The sequence below is a fragment of the Arthrobacter sp. zg-Y179 genome (genome assembly GCF_020907345.1).
In the GTDB taxonomy this organism is placed as follows: Bacteria; Actinomycetota; Actinomycetes; order Actinomycetales; family Micrococcaceae; genus Arthrobacter_B; species Arthrobacter_B jinronghuae.
The window spans coordinates 1-22,678 of sequence record NZ_JAJJOB010000006.1 but is presented as its reverse complement, the minus strand read 5'-3'; the positions used below and the strand labels follow the sequence as shown (position 1 = coordinate 22,678).

The window sequence follows — 22,678 nt, the reverse complement described above, 5'->3', positions numbered from 1 at the left end:
ACTGCACTTCCCCCAATAACCAACACTGTAATTCAAACCCTGCACCACTCGCGGCGCAGGAAGGCTCGTCCTATTCTACGCGTCACTTTTCCCTGTCTTGAACGGGAGGCCGGCTGTCGTTCCCCGCAGCTTGCTGTAGTAGAGCGCGCCGGCGCCCAGCAACAGGAGGACAACTCCGGCACGGGCCACCCATCCGGAACCGCCGGAACCGGCGTTCACGCTTTCGGCGGCAACGGCCGAGGCACTGGGTGTGGGCGTGGCGGTGGCAGGGGTAGGTGACGGAGTCGGTGAGGCGGAGGGTGATTCCGAAGGAGAAGGACTCGGTGTGGGTGAGGGCTCCGCGTTCGGATCCACAATCTGCATCGTTTCCGGATCCCAGACCGTACCGGTGTAAAAGCGGGTTACCGGATCGATGAGATTTCCGGTGCCCGGCTCAATCAGCAGACCGGTGTCCGGGTGGACGAGGTACCCCGTTGCCGGATCCACAACGTAGCCCGTCACCGGATCGATTTGGTTCGCGCGCTGGGCTGGCGCGGGGGCAGGCGCCGGCGCCGGTGCGGGAACCGGAGCGGGGGCTGGAGCCGGCGCGGGGGCAGGAGCCGGAGCCGGCGCCGGAACAGGAGCCGGAGCCGGGGCAGGTTCAGGCGCGGGATCCGGCGGGGTCACAACAACCGGCGGATCGACCGCGGGTTGTTCGCCCTCCTGGGCCTGCGCGGGGACAGCCAGAACCGCAACAGCCAAACAGGCCGTCAGCAGGCTGCCTGCCGCACGGCGCAGGAGGATCGATGGCATCGGGTCAGTTCCCCTGGACGGCAGCGGCATACGAGTCGAAGTTATCGGCATCCAATGCTGCGGCGATTTCACTGATGGCAGCGTAATCCGGCACCACAATCGACTGTCCGTCCGGAGAAATCCCCACTCCGGCGTTGGGCAGGGTGAACATCTGCACATCGCCCGAACGGACGTTTCGCAGGCTCACAGCCAAAGCCCCTGCCGCCGATGCGTCCAGGTCTTCATCCACACTCAGATACGGCGAGAGTTCGCCCACCACGTTGCTGACCTTCACCGGGTCCGTCAAGGTCCCCTTGTTGAGGACGCCGGAAATCACCCCACGCAGGAATGCCTGCTGGTTCTTGACGCGCTGGTAGTCCCCATCAGTGAAGGCGTACCGCTCGCGGACGTACTTGAGCGCCGACTCGCCCTTAACGCTGATGGTCCCCGCGGGGAAGTACTCGCCCTCGACGCCGTCGGACTGGAAGGCAACTTCGTTGTTGAGGGTAACCCCGCCCAAAGAATCCGTCAGACCCTTAAAACCTTCAAAGTCGACGATTGCCACGTGGTCGACGGGGACGTCGAACAGGGTCTGTACGGTGTCCACAGTCAGGGACACTCCGCCGAGAGCCATGGCGGCGTTGATCTTCTGTTCCCCGTGGCCGGGGACCTCCACCCAGGTGTCGCGCATGATCGACATGACGTAAACGCCGCTCCGGTCCCCCGGGATGTGGACGAGCATCATCGTGTCCGACCGCGCGTCGCCGCCGGCCGGATCGCGGGTATCGCTGCCCATCAGCAGGATGTTCTGCGAATCCGTTGCGGCGGCTTCCTTCTCCGGCCGCGCGTCGGGGAGCGCATTGGCGATGGTGTTGGTACCGGAATCGAAGGTCCGTGCCAAGTGCCATAAGTAACCGCCCGCCGCCAGTGCAGCCACGACCACGACGGTCAGCATTACGAGCATGGTGGTGCGCACCGGATGCCTCTTTCGTGGCTGTGTGACGGGGGACATCGTGTACTCGCTCAAGTGTTTTTCCTCAGATCGGGGGCGCTATGAGTCTATACATTCCCGGAGCCGGACCGATTCAGGTCCGGGGCACCGCGGCGGATACGCTGGAATCATGAAGTCCTATGCGTTACCAGCAGTACTCGTTCTCTCGGCTGTGGCCGCCGCCGGCTGCAGCCCGGTAGCCAGCATCGAATCGGCTCCGGACGCTGCAAACCCGGACTGCGCCGCCGTCATGGTGGCCTTGCCGGACGAGATGGCGGGTTACGCCCTGCGGGACACGGACAGCCAGTCGACGGCTGCGTGGGGCAACCCGTCCCGGGCGATCCTGAAGTGCGGCGTCCCCGTGCCGGGCCCGACAACCGATCCATGCGCCTCAGTGAACGGCATCGACTGGATCCTGCGTGAGGGTGAAGACACCTGGACCGCCACCACCTACGGCCGGGAGCCGGCGGTGGAAGTTCTCTTCGACCCGAATGAGGTGGCCTCGTCCACGCTTTTGGTCCAGCTGCAGAACGCGGTGTCGAAGATCGAGCCCACCAGCCAGTGCCTGAGCCCCGAAGACACCCTGGACCTGGAAGCCGGACAGGGCTAGCGCAGCCCCGTCTTCCGGGCCAGCGCCAGGGAAATCAGTTCATCGATCAGTTCGGTGTACGGCAATCCGGACTTGGCCCACATCTGCGGATACATGCTGATGGGGGTGAAGCCGGGCATGGTGTTGATCTCGTTGATGATCAGTTCGCCGTCCGGGGTGTAGAAGAAGTCCACCCGTGACAGGCCTTCACCGCCCACTGCATCGAAGGCGGTTCCGGCGAGGGTGCGGACCCGGGCGGTGATATCCGCCGGAAGGTCGGCCGGGCAGCTGAGCTCTGCCGCTGCGCCGTCCACGTACTTGGCTTCGAAGTCGTACCACTCGTGGCCGCCGTCGCGCACCGCAATCTCGCCGGGCTGGCTGGTGCGGGGATCCTCGGTGCCGCGCCCCTGCAGGACGGCCACTTCGATTTCCCGGCCGATGATCCCGGCTTCCACTACGACCTTCGGATCGTGCAGGCGTGCCGCCTCGATGGCTGCCGGCAGTTCCGCGGCATCCGTGACGCGGGTGATACCCATGGACGAACCGGCGCGGGCGGGCTTGACGAACAGCGGGAATTCGAGGGCACCGGCACGGTCCAGGCAGGACTGCGGATCGCGCAGCCACTGCCTGTCGGTGATGACCTCGTAGGGGCCCACCGACAGGCCTGCGGCTTCGAAGACCACCTTCATGTAGTGCTTGTCCATGCCGACGGCCGACGCCAGGACACCGGCTCCCACATACCTCATGTCCGCCATTTCCAGCATGCCCTGGAGGGTTCCGTCCTCGCCGAAGGGACCGTGCAGCAGCGGCATCACCACGTCGATGGTGCCAAGGCTGCGGGGCAGGCTGCCGGCGGCGTGTGCCACCAGTTCCCGGCTGCCGTCCTGCGAGGAGAGCACCACGGATTCCTCCGACGCCGGAACCTCGGGCAGGGTCGCGGCGCGCAGGGACCATTCGGCCGGATCAGCCGAGACCAGGCTCCACTGGCCGTTCTTCGCGATGCCGATGGGGACGACGTCGTACTTTGACGTGTCGATGGCCTGCAGCACGCCCGCCGCGGTTACGCAGCTGACGGCGTGCTCGCTGGAGCGTCCGCCGAACAGGACGGCCACCCGGGGGCGCACGGTTCCGGAGCGGTCCTCTACGGTACCGGCGGGCAGGGGTTCAACAGTCACGGGGCGGACACACCTTCGGATTTCAGTTCTCGGGCCAGCAACCGCGGGCCCAGTTCATCAACAGTAATTACGCCCTGCAGTACGGCGACAACATTTTCGGTGATGGGCATGTATACACCCAACTGGGTGGCGCGGTCCAGCACGGCCTGCGCGGACTTGATGCCCTCGGCCGTCTGGGTCATGGACGCGTTGACTTCGGCGAGGCTCAGGCCCTGGGCCAGCAGCGTGCCGGCCGTGTGGTTGCGGGACAGCGGCGAGGAACAGGTGGCAATCAGGTCGCCCATACCGGCCAGGCCGGCCATGGTCTCCGCATTGCCGCCCAGTGCCAGGGCCAGGCGGGTGGTTTCGGCGAGTCCGCGGGTCATCACGGAGGCCTTGGTGTTATCTCCCATACCCTTTCCGTCGCAGATCCCGACCGCGAGGGCAATAACGTTCTTGACGATGCCGCCGATCTCGGTGCCCACCACATCCTCGTTGGTATAGGGACGGAAGTACGGCGCCGTGCAGGCCTCGGCGATCCAGGCGGCCGTGTCCAGGTCGGTGCAGGCCACCACGGACGCGGTGGGCTCCTGCCGGGCAATTTCCATGGCGAGGTTCGGTCCGGAAACCACGGCGATACGCTCGGCGGGCAGTCCCAGTTCCTCGGCGATCACCTGGCTCATCCGGGCGTCGGTGCCCCGTTCCAGGCCCTTCATCAGCGACACAACGACGGCTTCCGCGGGAATCCGGCCCGCAACGTCCTTAAGCTGCGCGCGCAGGGACTGTGCAGGGACGGCGAGGACCACCATGTCGGCTCCGGCCAGCACCTCGCCGAGGTCCGTGAAGGCGCGCAGGTTGGCGGGCAGGACGGTGTCCTTGAGGTACTGGGTGTTGCGGTGCCTGCCGTTGATGTCAGCGGCCACCTCGGGGCGGCGCGCCCAGAGCCGGACATCGGTGCCGCGTTCGGCGCCCGAGTCGGCGGCAATCTTGGCAAAGGCGGTACCCCAGCTGCCGGCGCCCAAAACGGCGACGACGGCGGGGTGTTCACTGCGGGGGGTCACTGTCCGGCCTCCGGTTGGATTGATTTGGTTGATGTGCCGGATCCGCCGGCTCCGTTTTCGAAGGAACGCCCCACCTGCCGCTGGCCCCTGGCCACGGGGTTCCACCGCTCCGTGGGCGGCTGGGCACCGCGGAGCTTGGAGACCATGTCCGTGAGGTCGGACATGATCCGTTCCGTGGCTGCGTCCAGCACAGCCTTGCTGACCGGCAGGCCGGCGAATTCGGACAGGTCCACGGGCTTGCCGACCACCAGCCGCACCCGCTTGCGCGGGAACAGCTTGGGGAACTTCGCGTACCGCGGGAACGCTTCCTGCGCTCCCCAGTGGGCGATCGGGATGACGGGCACCCCGGTCTGCAGGGCCAGCCGCGCAGCCCCGGTCCGGCCCTTCATCGGCCAGAGGTCGGGGTCCCGGGTGAGGGTCCCTTCGGGGTAGATCACCAGCGTGCGCCCTGCCGCCAGGGCTTCACGGGCGGCATCCAGCGAACCCGCGGCCCCGGTGGTGATCCGCTCCACCGGGACCTGGTTCGTGGCGGACAGCGCCGGTCCCAGCACGGGCACCTTGAACAGCGACGCCTTCGCCAGGAAGTGCGGCGAACGGCCCTGGTTGTACAGGAAGTGCCCCACCACCACCGGATCGATTTCAGTCACGTGGTTCGGGCAGACAATGAAGCCCGGGTCCTTGGGCAGGTTCTCTGCCCCCTGCCACTGCTTTTTCAGGAAGATATTGAATACCGGCCGGAGAGATCCGGCGAGCAGAGCAAAAACAACCCGTGACTTATTCGATTCCGTCATCCCGTCAGGCTACCGGAGTCCGGCAGATCCGCCGGAAGCGACGTCAAAGTCCGCGCCGAGGCCCTCAAGCTTGCCCTGGAAGTGCTCGTACCCGCGGTTGATCAGCTCGATGCCGGTCACCCGCGAGGTGCCCTCGGCAGCCAGCGCCGCAATGAGGTGGCTGAAGCCGCCGCGCAGGTCCGGGATGTCGATCTCGGCACCGCGCAGCTGCACGGATCCGGCAATAACCGCAGAGTGCAGGAAGTTGCGCTGGCCGAAACGGCACGGAACGCTGCCCAGGCACTCACGGTGTACCTGGATGTTGGCACCCATCCGGATCAGTGCGTCGGTGAAACCGAAGCGGTTCTCGTACACGGTTTCGTGCACGATGGACACGCCCTCGGCCTGCGTCAGGGCTACAACCAGGGGCTGCTGCCAGTCGGTCATAAAGCCGGGGTGCACGTCGGTTTCCAGCACCAGCGGGTTCAGGGCGCCGCCCGGGTGGTAGAACCGGATGCCGCCGTCGTCGACGTCGAACGCGCCGCCGATCTTGCGGTAGGTGTTCAGGAAGGCGGTGAGGTCCTTCTGCTCCGCACCCTCAACGTAAATGTCACCCTTGGTGACGAGTGCGGCGGAGGCCCAGGAAGCAGCCTCGTTGCGGTCCGGAAGCGCCCGGTGGTTGTACCCGGTGAGCTCGGAAACACCCTCGATGCGGATCACCCGGTCCGTCTGCACGGAGATGATGGCGCCCATCTTCTGCAGGATGGCAATGAGGTCCATGATTTCCGGTTCCACGGCTGCGCCGCGCAGCTCGGTGATGCCCACTGCCTTTACCGCCGTCAGGAGCACCTGTTCGGTGGCCCCGACGCTCGGGTAAGGCAGTTCCAGCTTGGCACCGCTGAGGCCCTTGGGCGCGGAAATGGAAATGCCGCCGGGGCGCTTTTCCACCACGGCACCGAAGTTGCGCAGCATCTGCAGGTGGAAATCGATGGGCCGGTCGCCGATTTTGCAGCCGCCGAGGTCGGGAATGAAGGCTTCACCCAGGCTGTGCATGAGGGGCCCGCAGAGCAGGATCGGGATGCGGGAATCGCCCGCGTGGGCGTCGATGTCCTTGGACGCCGCCGTCTTGGCGTTCTTCGGATCCATGGTCAGATCGCCCGTGACCGGGTCCTTGGTGACCTCAACGCCGTGCAGCTGAAGCAGGGACGTAACTACCTCGACGTCCTTGATTTCAGGAACGTTGCGCAGTGTGGACGGGCCGTTGCCAAGCAGGGCCGCAACCATCGCTTTGGGGACCAGATTTTTCGCCCCGCGGACCGGTACCTTCCCTGAGAGAGGAACACCGCCTCGGATGGTGAGGACGCTACCCATGAACACCTGATTTCTTAAAATAGATTGGCCCCGGAAGCAATAAGAGACTGCACTCAAGCATATGAGCAAGGGTCTGCTTACTGAAATAACGCCGCCCTCCGGCAGGCCGGAACCGGTGTGATTCCGGTCATGCCCGCAGTCGAAAGCGGATAGGCCCCGCCGAAGCGGGGCCTATCAATGATATCGGGGCTCTGAGAGGGGCAGAAAAACCTCCAGAGTGCAAACCGGAAGCCTGCTGACCATTCCGGGTCGGCGTGCCTCCGCCGGAGCCGCCCTAGTGCAGGGCAGGGAGCGTGGTGGGCTTGTACGCGGGACGCTCGGCCTCGAACGAAGTGATGTCGGACTCATGGCGCAGGGTCAGGGCAATGTCGTCCAGTCCTTCCAGCAGACGCCAGCGGGTGTACTCGTCAATTTCAAATGGAGCCGTGACGCTGCCGCAGACCGCCGTCCGGGCCTGCAGATCAACGGTGACTGTTGTTCCCGGGGAGCTTTCCAGGACCTTCCAGATCAGCTCGATGTCGTCCTGCGCAACCTGGGCCGCGACGAGGCCCTGCTTGCCGGCGTTCCCGCGGAAAATGTCAGCGAAGCGGGAGGAGAGCACGGCCCGGAAGCCGTAGTCGTTCAGGGCCCAGACGGCATGTTCACGGGAGGATCCGGTGCCGAAGTCCGGTCCGGCAACCAGCACGGAGCCCTGGCGGTAGGGCTCCCGGTTCAGGATGAAGTCCTCGTTCTTCCGCCAGCCGGCGAAGAGCGCATCCTCGAATCCGGTGCGGGTAATCCGCTTGAGGTAGACGGCCGGAATGATCTGGTCGGTGTCGACGTCGCTCTGGCGCAGCGGGACGCCGATGCCGGTGTGGGTGGTGATCTTGTCCATAACGGTTCTCCTAGGCTGCGGCGCCGACGACGGCGCCCGGCAGCGGGTCAAGGTCCGAGGGTGAGCTGAGGGTTCCCCGGACGGCAGTGGCTGCTGCCACCACCGGGGACACCAGGTGGGTCCGTCCGCCCTTGCCCTGCCGGCCCTCGAAGTTGCGGTTGGAGGTGGAGGCGCAGCGCTCCCCCGGTTCGAGCTGGTCAGGATTCATGCCCAGGCACATGGAACAGCCGGCAAACCGCCATTCGGCACCGAAGTCCTTGAACACCCGGTCCAGTCCCTCCGCCTCGGCCTCAAGGCGCACCCGTGCGGAGCCGGGCACCACCATCATCCGGACTGCGGGGTCCTTCTGCCGGCCGCGGATAATATCCGCGGCTATCCGCAGGTCCTCGATGCGGCTGTTGGTGCAGGAGCCCAGGAAGACGGTGTCCACGCGGATGTCCTTCATGGGAGTGCCGGCGGCCAGGTCCATGTAGGCCAGCGCGCGTTCGGCGGCGGCGCGGGCGTTTTCATCGCTGAAATCTTCGGGTGCGGGCACGGCTTCGGAAAGCGAGACTCCCTGTCCGGGGTTCGTTCCCCAGGTGACGAACGGCTCCAGGGTGTCGGCGTCCAGGAAAACCTCGGCGTCGAACTCGGCGTCGGCGTCCGTGGCAAGGGATTTCCAGTGCTCGACGGCGGCGTCCCAGTCCCGGCCCTGGGGTGCGTGCGGGCGGTGCTTGAGGTAGGCGAAGGTGGTTTCGTCCGGGGCGACCATCCCGGCCCGGGCACCGGCCTCGATGGACATGTTGCAGATGGTCATCCGCGCTTCCATCGACAGTGCGCGGATGGCGGAGCCGCGGTATTCCAGCACGTAGCCCTGTCCGCCGCCGGTGCCGATCTTGGCGATCACCGCCAGGATGATGTCCTTGGACGTAACACCGGGCCGCAGGGTTCCCTCGACGTTGATCGCCATGGTCCGAAACGGCTTGAGGGACAGTGTCTGCGTGGCCATCACGTGCTCGACCTCGGAGGTGCCGATACCCATCGCCAGCGCACCGAACGCGCCGTGTGTCGAGGTGTGGGAGTCGCCGCAGACCACCGTGAGTCCGGGCTGGGTCAGGCCAAGCTGCGGGCCCACCACATGGACGATGCCCTGCTCGGCATCCCCCAGCGGATGCAGCCGCACACCGAACTCGGCGCAGTTGGCCCGCAGCGTTTCAATCTGGGTGCGGCTCACCGGGTCGGCAATGGGCTTGTCGATGGCCAGGGTGGGAGTGTTGTGGTCCTCGGTGGCAATGGTCAGGTCCGGGCGGCGCAGCCCGCGGCCTGACAGCCGCAGGCCCTCGAAGGCCTGCGGGGAGGTGACCTCATGGACGAGGTGGAGATCGATGTAGAGCAGGTCGGGAGCACCGTCCTCCCCTTTGCGGACAACGTGCTCGTCCCAGACTTTCTGCGCAAGCGTCCTGCCTGCCACATGCTCACCCATGCCGGTACCCCTCATTTGGTTCAATCCGTAGTTCCTCAAGAGAACCAGCAGGCAGAGCCGGCGGTCCAGCTTTGCGATTTGCATCTCAGATAGTGAGACGGCAGTATCAGCTTATGGACACAGTCAGCGGGGTAGGCGTCATCGATAAAGCGGCCATGGTGCTGGATGCACTGGAAGCCGGCCCCACCACGCTCGCGCAGCTGGTTTCCGCGACGGGACTCGCGCGCCCCACGGTGCACCGGCTGGCGCTGGCACTGGTGCACCACCGGCTGGTCGGCCGCGATATCCAGGGCCGGTTTGTCCTGGGCGGACGCCTGGTGGAACTCGCCTCCGCGGCTGGTGAGGACCGTTTGATAGCCTCCGCCGGACCGGTGCTGCTGTCGCTGCGCGACGCCACGGGCGAAAGCTCGCAGGTCTTCCGGCGGCAGGGTGAGTGGCGGGTCTGCGTCGCCTCCGCCGAGCGGCCCATCGGCCTGCGGGACACGATACCCGTGGGCACCCAGCTGTCCATGAAAGCCGGTTCCGCCGCCCAGTGCCTGCTGGCATGGGAGGACCATGACCGGCTGCTCGAGGGCCTGCAGAATGCCCGCTTCACCCCTACCGTCCTGGCCGGCGTCCGACGCCGCGGCTGGGCCCAGAGCCTGGGCGAACGCGAACCCGGCGTCGCCTCCGTTTCCGCTCCGGTGCGCGGGCCGTCCGGCCGGGTGATTGCCGCCGTGTCGATTTCCGGGCCGATAGAACGCCTCACCCGCCAGCCGGGCCGCGTTCACGCCGAAGTGGTGGCCAAGGCCGGAGCCCAGCTCACCGAGGCACTGCGCAACAGCGGCGAGTAACCCTATATTGGGAAACCGTTGGGGATCGAAAACCCAAGGGAGTTCCCATGAAGCGGATGCGGGTGCTGTGGCACATTATCCGGATCTCCGGCGCCGACTACATTTTCTTTGGCTTCCTGATTGTCCTGGGGGTCGCCAGCTTCCTGCTGCCGCGGCTCGAACCGGAATTCAGCGATTTCGGCGACGGCCTCTGGTACCTGTTCGTTTCCTTCACGACCGTCGGCTTCGGCGATTATGTGGCCACCGGACCGGCCGGCCGGATTATCACGGTGGTCGTGACCCTGTACGGGATCCTCGTGGTGGCCCTCATGACCGGTATTATTGTGGGCTTCTATACCGAACTCCTCAAGGCCCGGGCCACCACCGCGCTGGATGACTTCGTCAAGGAGCTGGAGCACCTGCCGGACCTGTCACGGGAGCAGCTGCTGGATCTTGCCGAAAGGATCCGCAACCGGCGTATTCAGCCCCCTTCCTGAGCGGGCCGTGCCGGCAGCCCGCCCTTAGCCGGCGAAGTGGTCCCAGCCGATGGCCGGCGGCACCTCTCCGCCGAACGTAACCCCCTCGCCGTCCGTTACCTCTCCAATGCGCACAAAGCCCTCGGGCAGGACCGCGTCCGGCGGGAAGGCAGCCAGCAGACCGTGATCCTCTCCCCCGCCCAGCACCCAGGCCAGCGGATCCGCACCGAGGCGGGAAGCTGCCGGCGCCAGCAGCTCCGCCCGGTCGGAGAGATAGCCGGCGTCGAGGTCAATGGCCACCCCCGAGGCGCGGGCGATGCGGCCGGCGTCGCGCACGAGGCCGTCGGAGACGTCCAGCATGGCGGTGGCGCCCGCAGCCGCTGCCTCGGGCCCGGCCCCGGTCCGCGGCGGACGCGGCCGGCACTGCGCCATGGCCAGCACGGCAAGCGCGTGGTCCTTGGAATCCCCTGGGTCCGCCATGTCGACGTTGCTTTCGAGTACTGCCAGCCCGCCTGCCGCAAGTCCCAGCGACCCGATGTGGGCCATAATATCGCCAGGCCGGGCCCCCGAACGCAGAACCGGGTCCCTCCCCTCCAGGTCACCGGTGACAGCGGCCGTGACCACAATCTGGTTGCCCCGGCCCAGATCGCCGCCCACCACGGAGCACCGCTCGAACGCCAGGGAATCAATGCCGCCGGCAAGCCCTGCGGCGAGTTCCTCCACCCAGGCGACTTCCGTACTGCCCGGGAGGGTGAGGCTGACCACCAGCGAGGTGGGGACCGCGCCCATGGCACGGATATCGGAAACGTTCTGGGCAACGCATTTCCAGCCGACATCGAAGCCGGTGGTGCGGTAACCGCAAGGCCACAGGAGGCGGAAATCTGCATCCTGGACCAAGGTGTCGATGGAGATCACGGTCCGGCCGTCCGGCGCCGCGATTACGGCGGCGTCGTCGCCCGGCCCCAGCAGCGCAGTGTCCGGCCCCAGCCGGGGAAAGATCCGGGCCAGGAGTGCCTTCTCATCTAGCTGGTCCACGGTCAGGGCTTCGGGCGGCACGGGATTCCTCTCGTTATTGTTTTGCGGCTACCGTTTCGAAATTAGCACGCCGGAGGAGTGTCCCAATGGTGCCTCCTTCCCCGCGGAACCGAATTCGACGAGCCCGATTCGCGTCCGACTACGGACTGTTTCTGTAAGGGGTGAACGTCAACGGCACCGCCATACGTAGGAGCGATTTAGACCGCCGGGTTGCGTCGTAAGATCGCCGCCCTTGCGTTATCCCGCTACGTGACGATTTCGGCCACGACGCCTTGATCGCCGCCATTACGGTAGGGAGGCAGGGAAGTTTTAGGCTGGAGGACGGCCTGTAGCCAAGACGTAGAATTCCGTCATCTCCCGGCTTCCCCTCAAGCTAACGGTGCGCCCCCGGAACGCTCAGACCTAGTCGAAGAATTCCGGCTTACATCAGAGGACGGACGCTGCCAAAGCATACGCGTCGGTATATGCGTTTCAGCCGCCGGTGTCCCGAAAAAGGCTCCCCTAAACAAGCGGGTGGAACCGGAACTCGAGGATTGTCCTCTGGCATACACGGTCGCATGCCTGCAAGGGTCCAGCGCAGTAGCAGCTGAAGTTGGTACCAGGACGCCGCCGCACGCTCCTTCGCATACTCAAATCCCGTAACTCCGCTGTTGGCGTCCTAAAACCCGCCGGTGAATCTCGAGTGAGCAATGCATGGGATATCATTACGGAGGTTTGTTATACGGTGCGGTCAGGATCGCGATAGTAGAAGTGGAAACATGAATTGGAACTCTTCAATCTGACCTTTGAGACGCCAATCGATAGTTTTGAGGGCGGTGTAACGAATCTCGGGGCGGCCATAGAAGCACGTTCCGGCGTCTGGACGTTCGAGGTGAAGGACGCAAGCGGGCAAGAAGTTGCTGCGTCCGAGCTGGGCCTATCCACGTCCTCCCACCTTGATTCTGTATTCGCATACGTATCCGACACCCCAGCCTTGGGCCTCATGCCCCTCCCAAAATTGGCATTACGTAAACGAATCGCGTCATTGCGTATCGACTACGTACCCATCTTTACTCGCACGCCAATCAGGACTGACCAGTTTGGTGCGCTCGTTTTCCTGACAAATATTGGCCGGCTAGAAACCCATTCGGCACGTTCGGTAAATCTCGTGTGGCCAGTTGGCAGCCCCGCGTAATGAATCAAAAGGATAATTACATGAGCAGCCCCGCTGACATATCTGTAGTCATTGGCTTTAAGGATTGGGGCATGGAACGGTTACTCCTTTCCATACGATCCATTATGCAGTCCTTCGGCCCGCTTAAGGGTGAAGTTATCGTTTCGGATTACGGTTCGGAACTGCCTTCTTCGTTACAGGAACACGTTGAAGCTCTTGGCGCTAAATATGTATATACGTCGACAAACGGTGTTTGGTCGCGTTCCAGGGCACTCAACGCCGGATTCGCGCAGTCGACCGGGCGAGTTCTTGTATCTACCGATGCCGATATGTTGTTCACACCTGAATCGATGGCAATCATTGGGGAGCGGATTCTTCAAAATAGTTCCGAAGCGCTCGTTCTTCAATGCCGTGACCTTCCTGAACGTTTTCATGCCGCAGCAATAGACCCATCGAACTTCCAATGGCAGCACTATTCAGATGCCTCGACCCTTCGCCCCAGGTGGGGCATGGGCGGCATGATGGCCGTCAGCCGGGAAACTTACCTGGGGATTCGCGGATTTGATGAGCGCATGGAGATCTACGGGGGCGAAGACATGGACTTTGCCCAGCGCGTTCGATGGTTCGGTACTCGACTGAGTTGGCTCGAAGACCCCCGGGTGCGGATGTACCACATGTGGCATCCGTCCAGCCGACAGGATGTGAGTCAGTCACCTGAAGGCGTTGCTGCCATCAAATTCAATAGGGACATCTTCCTCAACGATAAATCAGTCGTTCGCAACACTAAACGCTGGACACACCAACCGCACGACGCCCCACCCCTAGCCTCAGTGGTGATAAGCACTAGAAATCGTGCCGAGTATATACCGGAGAGTATCTATTCCGTATTGAACCAGACGGTCGAAGATATTGAAGTCCTTGTTATCGACGACGGCTCCACTGACGACACTGAATCGGTCGTGCAGAACATAGATGACGTTCGAGTACGATACTTTAAACGTAAGCCAGCTGGGATCGCAGCAGCTAGGAATTTTGCCGCTTCGGTTTCCCTCTCTCCCTATACCGTAATTCACGACGACGACGACATCATGTTTCCGGACCGGATCGAGAACCACTTCCAGGCTCTGGCTGGAGGTATAAGCGGGACATATGGGGGCTGGATCGACTTCCAAAACAGGGATGCCAACGACTGCATGGCGAATGCAGGCAAGGAGTTCTCGCTGTCTGCGTTGCTATTCAGCAGCAAGGTCTATGCCCATGCAACCCTGATGCTAAAAACAGCACTGATACAGCAAATCGGTTATGACGAGCGCCTACGAAGCGGTTCGGATTATAATTTGGCACTACGGTTAGCACGGTCTGGTGTCAAGCTGGCACATACAGGCCACTTCCATCTCATCCGGCGACTACATGATCGCCAGGTCACTGCGGCTGACTCCACCGTACAGAAGTCGTCGGCACGCGTTTCGTCCAGCCTTGCACTTCGAAGCATTCGTCCTGGCAAACAAAAGGCGATCCGGGAACGCATGAAGGACAGTGTCCCTGTTGAAATCGCCGGCGCCGATAATCCGCAAGCACTTATCCAGCCCTATTTGCCGGATCATTTGACCAAGCGGACGCTGCGTATACCTCCTGAACACATGATCCTCCTCCCTGGAAGATACATGGACGATCCGCGCTTCACCGCTGTGACCCTCACCGATGACATCAGCGGAGCAGTTCTGGCGTCATACGGGGAACTCCGGGACGCGCGATGGGTGGATTTAGCTTCCCTTACCTCTGCAGGCGTGGGCTTCGACCTTTCTTCCTGGCCAACCGACGGGGCCGAGGTCGAAACCCCGCAAGCTAGTACTAGGTCGGGCGTAGAAACGTATCTAGATTCGCACTTGCTGCGTTTCCTCACCACACTGCCCCACGAGGCTGGATTGCTCGTACTTTCCGGACCAGCAGAATCGCTCCCCCGCCTAGGGAAGGACATCGTGGCTGCTTACACCGCCACGGACGGCGAAGAGTCCGCTTTGAAAACCCATGCGTATCTCTACACCCCGGATGATCTGTCTGAGGACCTGCGAGGGACCCTAGGTAAACTGCACCCTTCTGTGACCGCCAGGTATATGGATACGGAACTCGATCCGCGCAGCATGCTGCGCCAGCTAGAAAGCACGAACGCATGAAATTTACTTGGGAACGAGAGTCCGACGATGGCTTCTGTACCGTCATTGCCAGTCCTGAGAACTATGACGCGTTTCCGTCGGTTCAGGTTCTTGCCATGGATCACATACCTCGGCTCGTAGCCAACGATCGGCTGGCCGTGAGTTGCATCCTTTCTTTCGGCCATTATGCCGGCGGGGCGATCAACCTGATGTCACCGGTATCCGCAGAATTGGCCGACGCAGCAATTTCGATGCTGGCGCCGGCATCAGTAGCGATTCCAACGGTAGATTACACACCACGAGCAATCACGTATGGAACTAACATGTTCAAGCTCAACGTGGACGGTGAGGATACAGTAGACCTGCAATGGCATGGTTTCGCTTGCCCCAGGGAATTTGAGCTTCGAATGGTTCCGATGTCGGATGCCTATCTGTCATCGTTCTCCGATGAAATACTTCAGGTTCCAACAAATGCAGGTCTAGTCATTCCTTATGATGCCCCCGCCGACGTACGGATTCTTCCTTATGTGGCGCAGGCTCTGCTCCTGGCTGAGGATCTGGACGTCGGAATCATCAAGCTCCCCGCCGGAATACCCCGCACTCCGAAACTGAACAACGTTGCCAGACTGCTCCATGCCTGCGGGCTGCAGCTGCATTTCACCGAATAAAGACTTGAATCACCCTCAATAACAGGAATTAGGTATTGCCCCGTGCCGTTCGATGTAGTCGTTATGGGTCAAGGCTATGTTGGCCTTCCCCTCGCCCGCGAAGCAGCAAATTCAGGTCTCAAAGTCGCTGGCTATGACCCCAGTGCCGGGACCGTAGAACTTCTCAATAGTGGTGTCTCGCATATCGATGACGTCAGTGACCAAGATATCGCTGGGATGATTGCCGCGGGCTATCAAGCAACGTCAGACGAGACAGTCCTCGCTGATGCGCGCACCATTGTGATCTGCGTCCCCACACCGCTGGGTGACGCTGGAGCCCCCGATCTGGGGGCGGTCGTATCCGCAACGGAAAGCATAGCCCGTCATCTAACTTCGGACACGTTGGTTGTCCTTGAGTCCACCACGTATCCAGGCACGACGGAAGATGTTCTGCTGCCTATTCTCGCATCCAGCGGTTTGGAATTCGATGCGGATTATTTCCTTGCCTTCTCGCCTGAACGCATCGATCCAGGAAATAAGATTTACGGTCTCAAGAACACGCCGAAAGTGGTAGGAGGACTTACCCCTTCGTCTACCGCTCGGGCGCGTACCTTTTATGAACGCTTCGTGGATATAGTTATTGCCACCAAGGGTGCCAAGGAAGCCGAAACAGCAAAGCTCCTAGAAAACACCTACCGACACGTGAACATCGCTCTTGTGAACGAGATGTCAAAATTCTGTCATGAGCTGGGTATTGATCTGTGGGACGTTATCCGGGCTGCAAAAACCAAGCCCTTTGGATTCCAAGCTTTCTATCCTGGTCCGGGTGTCGGCGGACATTGCATCCCCATCGATCCCAATTATCTAAGCTTTGAAGTCCGCAAGACACTTAACTACCCGTTCCGATTTGTGGAGCTGGCCGAAGAGATCAATAACTCCATGCCCGGCTACGTGGCTCGAAGAGTGCAGAGTCTTCTAAATATGGAGAAAAAGAGTCTCAATGGCTCGCAGATTCTGCTCTTAGGTGTCACCTACAAAGCTGATATAGCCGACCAACGCGAGTCGCCGGCGTCTGAAATTGCGGACCTGCTCGAATCACAGGGCGCACAAGTTGACTATCACGACCCATACGTGGCGAACTGGTTGGCCCCTAATACTGAAAAGAAGTGCATCACCGACCTCGAGCGGGCAGCGGCAGAGGCAGACGCCGTGGTCCTTCTTCAGAGCCACTCAGAATATGAAGTAGACCATCTGGCCGGGTTGAGCAAAATTTTCCTGGATACGCGTGGAACTGTTGCGGAGGATCGCGGTTCACGGCTCTAGATATAACTCTCGCGGGCGTTGTTGACGTGTTCCGTAAGTGAGAGGCCTCGATCCCGGTATGGGATCGGTGACGGTTGTAGTGATGAAGCCAGGAATCGTGATCAGCGATCCTGGCTTCTTCGCTCCTATTCCTATTGGGTTTCGCGTACGCCTGTTCCATGTCCAGCGTGCGGTTGAATCGCACCCATTCCCGTTGGTACGCGGCCGGTACGGGTGGGAAAATTTTCTTTGATCCCCGGCCCAAGAGCTAGCGTGAAGGCCTGGGAACCATAGCAGGACCCGTTGTCCGCCGAGCACCCGAAACACGGTGTGCCGTGGCCGTCGAAGAACTTCCGGGGCGCACTGCCGGAAAACGGCGGCGGTCTCCTTTTTCTAATCGGTGAGTATCTCGGAGTAGGCCCGCCGGGCCTTCGACTGGGCAATCCGCTGGACCGGGCCAGGTGCAGCTGGTAGGCGATGCGGTGCGGTCCCCGGCGGGTGAAGCGTAACGCGACGACCCGTCGTTCGGTGCTCACGGGTGTATGACGCGGGCACAAAAAGCGGCCGTGAGGAAAAATACCCATTCCCGATGCTCCCCCGGGAACGGGTATCTGTCGGCCCATCTCTTAGCTGTAGCCGGTCAGCAACTGAAACCTCCTGCGGAGCGACGTAAACGCCATCCGAGAGCACCACCGCGCATTTGCGTACTAACAGATAAGAAAAGCCGGTCCCGGACAATGTCCGGGACCGGCTTTTATATGTGACCCCAGCGGGATTCGAACCCGCGTTACCGCCGTGAGAGGGCAGCGTACTAGGCCGCTATACGATGGGGCCCTAGTGTTGGAAACAAAGTCGAATATTCTCTACCCTATTACCGCTGGGATACCAGGACTCGAACCTAGAATGTCGGTACCAGAAACCGATGTGTTGCCAATTACACCATATCCCAATGCACTTTCCTGGCTGCTTCTCGAGGACTTATCCTCGGCTGCAACCCCTCAGCACGAGATATAACTATACACGGGTTTCGGGCCAAGTACAAAACGGGCCCGACAGCCGCTTCAGACCAGCTCGAGCAGCTCGCCGAGGGACCCGATTGTGGGGACCCCCGAAGGCACTGCTGCTCCGTCGACGCGCACAGGGGAAGGATTGCCTATGCGGTCGAGCCAGACGCCCAGCAGGCCGGCGGCTGCCGCTCCCACGGCGTCCACCTGCAGGTTGTCCCCCACGTAGGCAGCCCGTTCCGGTCTGCTGGCGAGGAGGCGTACTCCTTCATGGAAGATTGCCGGTTCCGGTTTGGCGGCACCGACGGTGTCGATCCCGACCAGGACCTTGATGCGCTGCAGTCCGGCGGCGTCCAGCTTGGCCCGCTGGTAGTCGTGCACGTTGTTGCTGACTGCCCCGTACGCAATGCCGCGGGCTTCCAAGGCATCGAGAAGGGGAACGACGTCGTCAAAGGCGCGGAAGTACTGCGGCAGGGCTTGTTCATAGGCCTGGTTCCATGCCCGGGCCGCATCGCTGTCCAGGGGTGCAAGCCCCGCCTGTTCGCGGGCGTGCTGCAGGCGCAGTACCCGCTGGTCGGCAAAGCCCAGCCGCCCGGCCAGGTAAGCGTTGTAGTGCCCCTGCGGGTCGGCGGCGAACAGGGAGGTATAGGCCTCCCAGTCCGCCGCCGTGAAATGGGTCAGGTCATCGACGCTGACCGCCTGCAGCGTGCTGCCCATGGCGGCCTGCAGATCGATGAGGGTCTCGTCAATGTCGAATAGAACCGCATCGATGAACCTGCCCATTTCGGTGTTCCTAGGCTGCGGCGCGGAACGCGCGGATCCGTGCGAGCGAGGATTCCCGGCCAAGGATGACCATGGACTCGAACAGCGGCGGCGAAATCCGGCGTCCGGAGACCGCAGTGCGCACCGGACCGAAGGCCAGCCGAGGCTTGATACCCATGTCTTCCACCAGTGCCTGGCGCAGCGCTGCCTGGATGTTCTCCGCGGTCCAGTCGGACACGGACTCGAGAGCCGCCAGGGCGGCATCGAGGACCTCGCCCAGGTTCGCGGGCAGGCCCTTGCGGGCGTCATCGGCAACGTCGACGGCGTCGTCGGCCTTGAACAGGAAGCCGAGCATGTCCGGAGCCTCACCCAGCAGGGTGATGCGCTCCTGTACCAGGGGTGCGGCTTCGGTCAGGATTTCCTCTTCACGCGGCGTAAGGGTCTCCCCTACCAGACCGGCCTGCTGCAGGTAAGGAACCAGCCGGTTGCGGAAGTCTTCGGCCTCGAGCATGCGTACGTGGGTGCCGTTGATGGCCTCGGCCTTCTTCAGGTCGAAGCGGGCAGGGTTGGCCAGCACGTTGTGGATGTCGAAGTTTTCCACGAGCTGGTCGACGGTGAAGATGTCCTCGTCTGCGGACAGCGACCAGCCCAGCAGGGACAGGTAGTTCAGCAGGCCTTCGGGGATGAAGCCGCGTTCCCGGTGCAGGAAGAGGCTGGACTCCGGATCGCGCTTGGACAGCTTTTTGTTGCCGGCACCCATGACGTACGGAAGGTGACCGAACAGGGGCATGTACTTGGCGACGCCGACGTCGATCAGGGCGCGGTAAAGCGCAACCTGGCGCGGGGTGGAGGAGAGCAGGTCCTCGCCGCGCAGGATGTGGGTGATCCCCATGAGGGCGTCGTCAACCGGGTTGACCAGCGTGTAGAGCGGTGCGCCGTTGGCCCGGACCACTACGAAGTCGGGAACGGTTCCGGCCTTGAAGGTGATCTCGCCGCGGACCAGGTCAGTGAAGGTGATGTCTTCATCCGGCATCCGGACACGCAGCACGGGTGAACGGCCTTCGGCCCGGAAGGCTTCGATCTGTTCCGGGGTCAGGTCGCGGTCATAGTTGTCATAGCCGAGCTTGATGTCGCGTCCGGCGGCGCGGTGGCGCGCTTCGATTTCCTCCGGGGTGGAGTAGGACTCGTAGACGTAGCCGGCCTCGCGCAGCTTCGCGATGACGTCCTGGTAGATCTCGCCGCGCTGGGACTGGCGGTACGGTTCGTGCGGCCCGCCCACTTCCACGCCTTCATCCCACGTGATGCCAAGCCACTTCAGCGCGTCGAGGAGCTGGAGGTAGCTCTCCTCGCTGTCGCGTGCAGTGTCGGTATCTTCGATGCGGAACACCATGGTGCCCTTGGTGTGCTTGGCATAGGCCCAGTTGAAAAGGGCGGTCCGGATGAGGCCGACGTGCGGGGTGCCCGTGGGAGACGGGCAGAAGCGCACGCGTACGGGCGTGTCATCGGTAACGGTGGGAAGGTCAGCTAAGGGAGTGGGAGCGTTAGTCATGATGTTTCCCAGTTTAGACTCTTCCGCCCGGTTGCCGCCTTATTGTGCGTAGGAGAGCAGCCAGAGGAAGACTCCCCCGCCGGCCACCGCTCCGGCGGCCGCGGCCGCGAGATGTCTTGCCGGGCGTCCCTGCCGCAGCCGGGCAGTAAGGGAAAGTGCCAGCGCGCCGGCAAGAACGACACCTGCCATGGTTCCCGGCAGTCCGGGGAACAGCAGGAACGCCGTCGAACCGAGGATCACGATGCCCGCCCCCAGGGTGAGGTCCAGCCAGGACCAGGACGTGAACGCATTTGCGACCAGCAGCACGACGGCGGCAGCCAGCAGGCCGAAGACCGCCGCTGAGAGCGGCAGCGGCCCGTCCAGCCAGAGGATGAGCCGCTGGAACATAAACGCCAGCGCCGCCGCACCCAGCACTGTTGGCGGCAGGGACGACGGCGGCAGGCGGCGGAGGTCATTGTTCCGCTGCAGGTAGGTGACCAGGACAGCCGGGAAAACACCCATCAGCAGCGCTGCACCTGTGCCCCACGGCAGGGCGGCAGCGGGTGGGGAGCCGAGAAACGGAGCGGCCAGGAGGATCAGGGACCAGATCAGCGCAGACATGGCTGTACTCCGGCCGGACTCCCGGGCCGCTCCGCGGGACATCAGCTGCGGACGGTGTTGACCAGCCGGCCGATGCCTTCGATATCGACCTCGAAGCGTTCGCCGTCGCTGATGATGCCGACACCGGCGGGGGTGCCGGTGAGGATGACGTCGCCCGGCAGCAGGGTGAAGGCCTGCGAGACGTAGGAAACCAGTTCCTTGACGCCCCAGATCATCGAGTTGGTGTTGCCGTCCTGGACCAGTTCACCGTTGAGGTAACCACGGACCGCGGTGTTCTCGGGATCCAGCTCTGTTTCGATCCACGGGCCCAGCGGGCAGGAGGTGTCAAAGCCCTTGGCCCGGGCCCACTGGTCGTCGGTGCGCTGGGCATCGCGGGCGGTGAGGTCGTTGGCGCAGGTGTATCCGAAGATGACTTCGTCTACGCGTTCAATCGGGACATCCTTGCAGATGCGTCCGATGACGACGGCGAGTTCGGCTTCGTAGGAAACCTCGTCGGAGAAGGACGGCAGCACCACGGGATCGTTGGGGCCGATGACCGAGGTGTTGGGCTTGAGGAACATCAACGGGGCCGGCGGCACGTCGTTACCCATTTCGCTGGCGTGGTCCGCGTAGTTGCGGCCGATGCCGACCACCTTGCTTCGCGGGATGATCGGGGCCAGCAGGCGCACGTCTTCCAGCTTGTGCCGCTCCCCTGTCAGCTGGACGCCCGAAAAGAACGGGTCACCCTTAATGACGGCGATTTCTTCGCTGCCTTCTTCTCCGCCGACCACGCCGAAGGCGGGGTCGCTGTCCTGTACAAATCGAGCAATACGCATGGGTACAAGCCTAGTGGAGAAACGGACCAAGCCGGCAGGCAGTGCCTAGAGGGCCAGAAAGACTCCGAACACAGCAGGAAGGACAACAAAGACCACCAGGAACACCACGACGGCGGTGCGCCCCCTGCGGTTGCCGACATTCACCGTCAAGCCGGTGCCGGACCCGCTGCGCTTGGGTACCAGGATGTGGGGATCATTCGGGTCGTTGTAGAGGATGCCGCCGACCCACCGCTTCTCCTCCTCCTCTTCCTCCTCTGTGGGGCGGGCACCGTGCCGCTCAGCCGTCCGCCGCGCCCAGCGGGCGGCAGCCGTATAGGAAAGGACCAAGAAGCCAAGGATCAGGGGAATCATCACGAGGGCCGGCCCGCCGGATACATGGTCCGGGCTCCGCCAGCCGGCAACCGTGAGCGCGCCGATCAGCGCCGCTATCAGGACAGAAGTCCCACCCAGGGCAACAACCGTGCCGCGGATCATTCCCTCGCGCCGATACAGCTCCCAGGGCGACGGATCCTTTTCAGGGGGAACCATGGCGGGTACGACGGCGGCCACCAAGGCCAGGAGTGCACTGGTACCGGCACCCATCAGCAGAGGGAGGAAGGCGGTCCCGAAGGATTTGGCCTCCCAGGCATCCGGGCGGCCACCGGCGCCCCAGTGGGTCGGAATGGTTTCCGGCAAGGAATCGTAAATCGTGGTTCCATAGGCAAAACAGGACGCCAGAACAAGCACTGCAGCGAAATGGGTCAGCCAGAGAATACCGCGCCCGCTGGTGATTTTTGTCTCCACTCTGGATTCCATACATTTACCCTATCCGCATCTGCCGGTTAAACAGATCAGGTCCCGCACGAATGGTGCGGGACCTGACCCTCTGTACTAAATATTGTCCGGCGGTGACCTACTCTCCCACATCCTCCCGGATGCAGTACCATCGGCGCTGTGGGTCTTAGCTTCCGGGTTCGGAATGGGACCGGGCGTTTCCCCCACGCTATGACCGCCGTAACCCTTCTACCCGCACCCACCCCAAAGGGTGGAAGGGGAAAACAATGGTTACAACACGTCCCGAAACCCCAAAGGGGTGCCGGCAGTGCGGTAAATATTGGTGAACCCGCCCCCTGGACAAGGAGGCATAGTGGGTTCGTGTTCCAGGCGCAACAACAGTGTTGTTGTCCGGGAACCACATAGTGGACGCAAGCAGCATGATCTACAACACCCTTTATACTTTGACGGACCGTTTGAAGTCGTGTCCGTCCAGGTGCTGGTGTGGTGTAAGTTATCGGCCTATTAGTACCGGTCAGCTTCACGGGTCTTTAGTCCCCGCTTCCACATCCGG

At 62.8% G+C, this 22,678-nt stretch carries 20 protein-coding genes, 2 tRNA genes and 1 rRNA gene; 6 read left to right on the top strand and 17 right to left on the bottom strand.

The genetic code is table 11. The annotated features are described in order from the left end of the window. Positions 1 to 75 precede the first annotated feature (75 nt). Positions 76 to 792 carry a hypothetical protein gene (locus tag LOC56_RS06835; RefSeq protein WP_229951557.1) on the bottom strand — a complete coding sequence of 239 codons (717 nt, stop codon included), beginning with the start codon at positions 790 to 792 and terminating at the stop codon, positions 76 to 78. 4 nt (positions 793 to 796) lie between these two features. Further along, positions 797 to 1,798, bottom strand: a complete 1,002-nt coding sequence (locus LOC56_RS06830) for an LCP family protein (protein ID WP_229951556.1) — start codon at positions 1,796 to 1,798, stop codon at positions 797 to 799. Between the two features lie 94 nt (positions 1,799 to 1,892). Here LOC56_RS06830 and LOC56_RS06825 point away from each other — a divergent pair, with 94 nt between their 5' ends. After that, positions 1,893 to 2,372: a DUF3515 domain-containing protein gene (locus LOC56_RS06825; RefSeq protein ID WP_229951555.1), complete on the top strand. Its 480-nt coding sequence runs from the start codon at positions 1,893 to 1,895 to the stop codon at positions 2,370 to 2,372. On the opposite strand, the gene LOC56_RS06820 is transcribed toward LOC56_RS06825, so the two are convergent. The 6 genes from LOC56_RS06820 to leuC form a co-directional block, all read right to left on the bottom strand. Continuing rightward, positions 2,369 to 3,511, bottom strand: coding sequence for a D-alanine--D-alanine ligase family protein (locus LOC56_RS06820; RefSeq protein ID WP_231703613.1), 1,143 nt, complete (start codon positions 3,509 to 3,511; stop codon positions 2,369 to 2,371). The two genes, LOC56_RS06825 and LOC56_RS06820, sit on opposite strands and share 4 nt — an antisense overlap. An 11-nt stretch (positions 3,512 to 3,522) precedes the next feature. Beyond that, complete coding sequence (locus LOC56_RS06815) at positions 3,523 to 4,566, bottom strand: NAD(P)H-dependent glycerol-3-phosphate dehydrogenase (RefSeq protein ID WP_229951553.1); 1,044 nt, start codon at positions 4,564 to 4,566, stop codon at positions 3,523 to 3,525. Further along, positions 4,563 to 5,357, bottom strand: a complete 795-nt coding sequence (locus tag LOC56_RS06810) for a lysophospholipid acyltransferase family protein (protein WP_229951552.1) — start codon at positions 5,355 to 5,357, stop codon at positions 4,563 to 4,565. Before LOC56_RS06810 ends, LOC56_RS06815 begins: the two co-directional genes overlap by 4 nt. 9 nt (positions 5,358 to 5,366) lie before the next feature. Next, positions 5,367 to 6,707 carry a UDP-N-acetylglucosamine 1-carboxyvinyltransferase gene (gene murA / locus LOC56_RS06805; protein ID WP_229951551.1) on the bottom strand — a complete coding sequence of 447 codons (1,341 nt, stop codon included), beginning with the start codon at positions 6,705 to 6,707 and terminating at the stop codon, positions 5,367 to 5,369. Between the two features lie 274 nt (positions 6,708 to 6,981). Beyond that, positions 6,982 to 7,581 carry a 3-isopropylmalate dehydratase small subunit gene (gene leuD / locus LOC56_RS06800; protein WP_229951550.1) on the bottom strand — a complete coding sequence of 200 codons (600 nt, stop codon included), beginning with the start codon at positions 7,579 to 7,581 and terminating at the stop codon, positions 6,982 to 6,984. Positions 7,582 to 7,591: 10 nt separating this feature from the next. Continuing rightward, positions 7,592 to 9,043 carry a 3-isopropylmalate dehydratase large subunit gene (gene leuC / locus LOC56_RS06795; RefSeq protein WP_229951549.1) on the bottom strand — a complete coding sequence of 484 codons (1,452 nt, stop codon included), beginning with the start codon at positions 9,041 to 9,043 and terminating at the stop codon, positions 7,592 to 7,594. 113 nt (positions 9,044 to 9,156) lie between these two features. Between leuC and LOC56_RS06790 the strand changes: the two genes are divergently transcribed. Continuing rightward, positions 9,157 to 9,876 carry an IclR family transcriptional regulator gene (locus LOC56_RS06790; RefSeq protein ID WP_227923577.1) on the top strand — a complete coding sequence of 240 codons (720 nt, stop codon included), beginning with the start codon at positions 9,157 to 9,159 and terminating at the stop codon, positions 9,874 to 9,876. Between the two features lie 47 nt (positions 9,877 to 9,923). Further along, entirely contained in the window at positions 9,924 to 10,352 is a 429-nt protein-coding gene (locus tag LOC56_RS06785; protein WP_229951548.1) for a potassium channel family protein, read from the top strand. A gap of 24 nt (positions 10,353 to 10,376) precedes the next feature. On the opposite strand, the gene thiL is transcribed toward LOC56_RS06785, so the two are convergent. Then, a complete protein-coding gene (thiL, locus tag LOC56_RS06780) occupies positions 10,377 to 11,387 on the bottom strand; it encodes a thiamine-phosphate kinase (protein WP_229951547.1) in 1,011 nt (336 codons plus the stop codon). 1,173 nt (positions 11,388 to 12,560) lie between these two features. On the opposite strand from thiL, the gene LOC56_RS06775 reads away from it, so the two are divergent. The 3 genes from LOC56_RS06775 to LOC56_RS06765 are packed head-to-tail and all read left to right on the top strand — an operon-like array spanning position 12,561 to position 16,642. Beyond that, the gene (locus LOC56_RS06775) at positions 12,561 to 14,693 is read left to right on the top strand and encodes a glycosyltransferase family 2 protein (RefSeq protein WP_229951546.1); all 2,133 of its coding nucleotides are present in this window, start codon (positions 12,561 to 12,563) and stop codon (positions 14,691 to 14,693) included. Next, positions 14,690 to 15,340 (top strand): hypothetical protein, encoded by a 651-nt coding sequence (locus LOC56_RS06770; protein ID WP_229951545.1) that lies wholly within the window; start codon positions 14,690 to 14,692, stop codon positions 15,338 to 15,340. Before LOC56_RS06775 ends, LOC56_RS06770 begins: the two co-directional genes overlap by 4 nt. 42 nt (positions 15,341 to 15,382) lie before the next feature. Further along, entirely contained in the window at positions 15,383 to 16,642 is a 1,260-nt protein-coding gene (locus LOC56_RS06765; protein ID WP_229951544.1) for a nucleotide sugar dehydrogenase, read from the top strand. Between the two features lie 740 nt (positions 16,643 to 17,382). Here LOC56_RS06765 and LOC56_RS06760 read toward each other — a convergent pair. The 8 genes from LOC56_RS06760 to rrf form a co-directional block, all read right to left on the bottom strand. Next, positions 17,383 to 17,455, bottom strand: a tRNA-Glu gene (locus LOC56_RS06760). 43 nt (positions 17,456 to 17,498) lie between these two features. After that, positions 17,499 to 17,570, bottom strand: a tRNA-Gln gene (locus LOC56_RS06755). Between the two features lie 112 nt (positions 17,571 to 17,682). Further along, positions 17,683 to 18,408: an HAD family hydrolase gene (locus LOC56_RS06750; RefSeq protein WP_229951543.1), complete on the bottom strand. Its 726-nt coding sequence runs from the start codon at positions 18,406 to 18,408 to the stop codon at positions 17,683 to 17,685. Positions 18,409 to 18,418: 10 nt separating this feature from the next. Continuing rightward, positions 18,419 to 19,936: a glutamate--tRNA ligase gene (gene gltX / locus LOC56_RS06745; protein WP_229951542.1), complete on the bottom strand. Its 1,518-nt coding sequence runs from the start codon at positions 19,934 to 19,936 to the stop codon at positions 18,419 to 18,421. A 39-nt stretch (positions 19,937 to 19,975) separates the two neighbouring features. Then, positions 19,976 to 20,536 carry a hypothetical protein gene (locus LOC56_RS06740; RefSeq protein WP_229951541.1) on the bottom strand — a complete coding sequence of 187 codons (561 nt, stop codon included), beginning with the start codon at positions 20,534 to 20,536 and terminating at the stop codon, positions 19,976 to 19,978. 41 nt (positions 20,537 to 20,577) lie between these two features. Further along, positions 20,578 to 21,351, bottom strand: a complete 774-nt coding sequence (locus LOC56_RS06735) for a fumarylacetoacetate hydrolase family protein (protein WP_227923562.1) — start codon at positions 21,349 to 21,351, stop codon at positions 20,578 to 20,580. Between the two features lie 45 nt (positions 21,352 to 21,396). Next, on the bottom strand, positions 21,397 to 22,146 hold the full coding sequence (locus LOC56_RS06730) for a DUF1648 domain-containing protein (RefSeq protein ID WP_229951540.1): 750 nt from the start codon (positions 22,144 to 22,146) through the stop codon (positions 21,397 to 21,399). An 84-nt stretch (positions 22,147 to 22,230) separates the two neighbouring features. Beyond that, positions 22,231 to 22,347, bottom strand: a 5S ribosomal RNA gene (gene rrf, locus LOC56_RS06725). Positions 22,348 to 22,678: the final 331 nt, after the last annotated feature.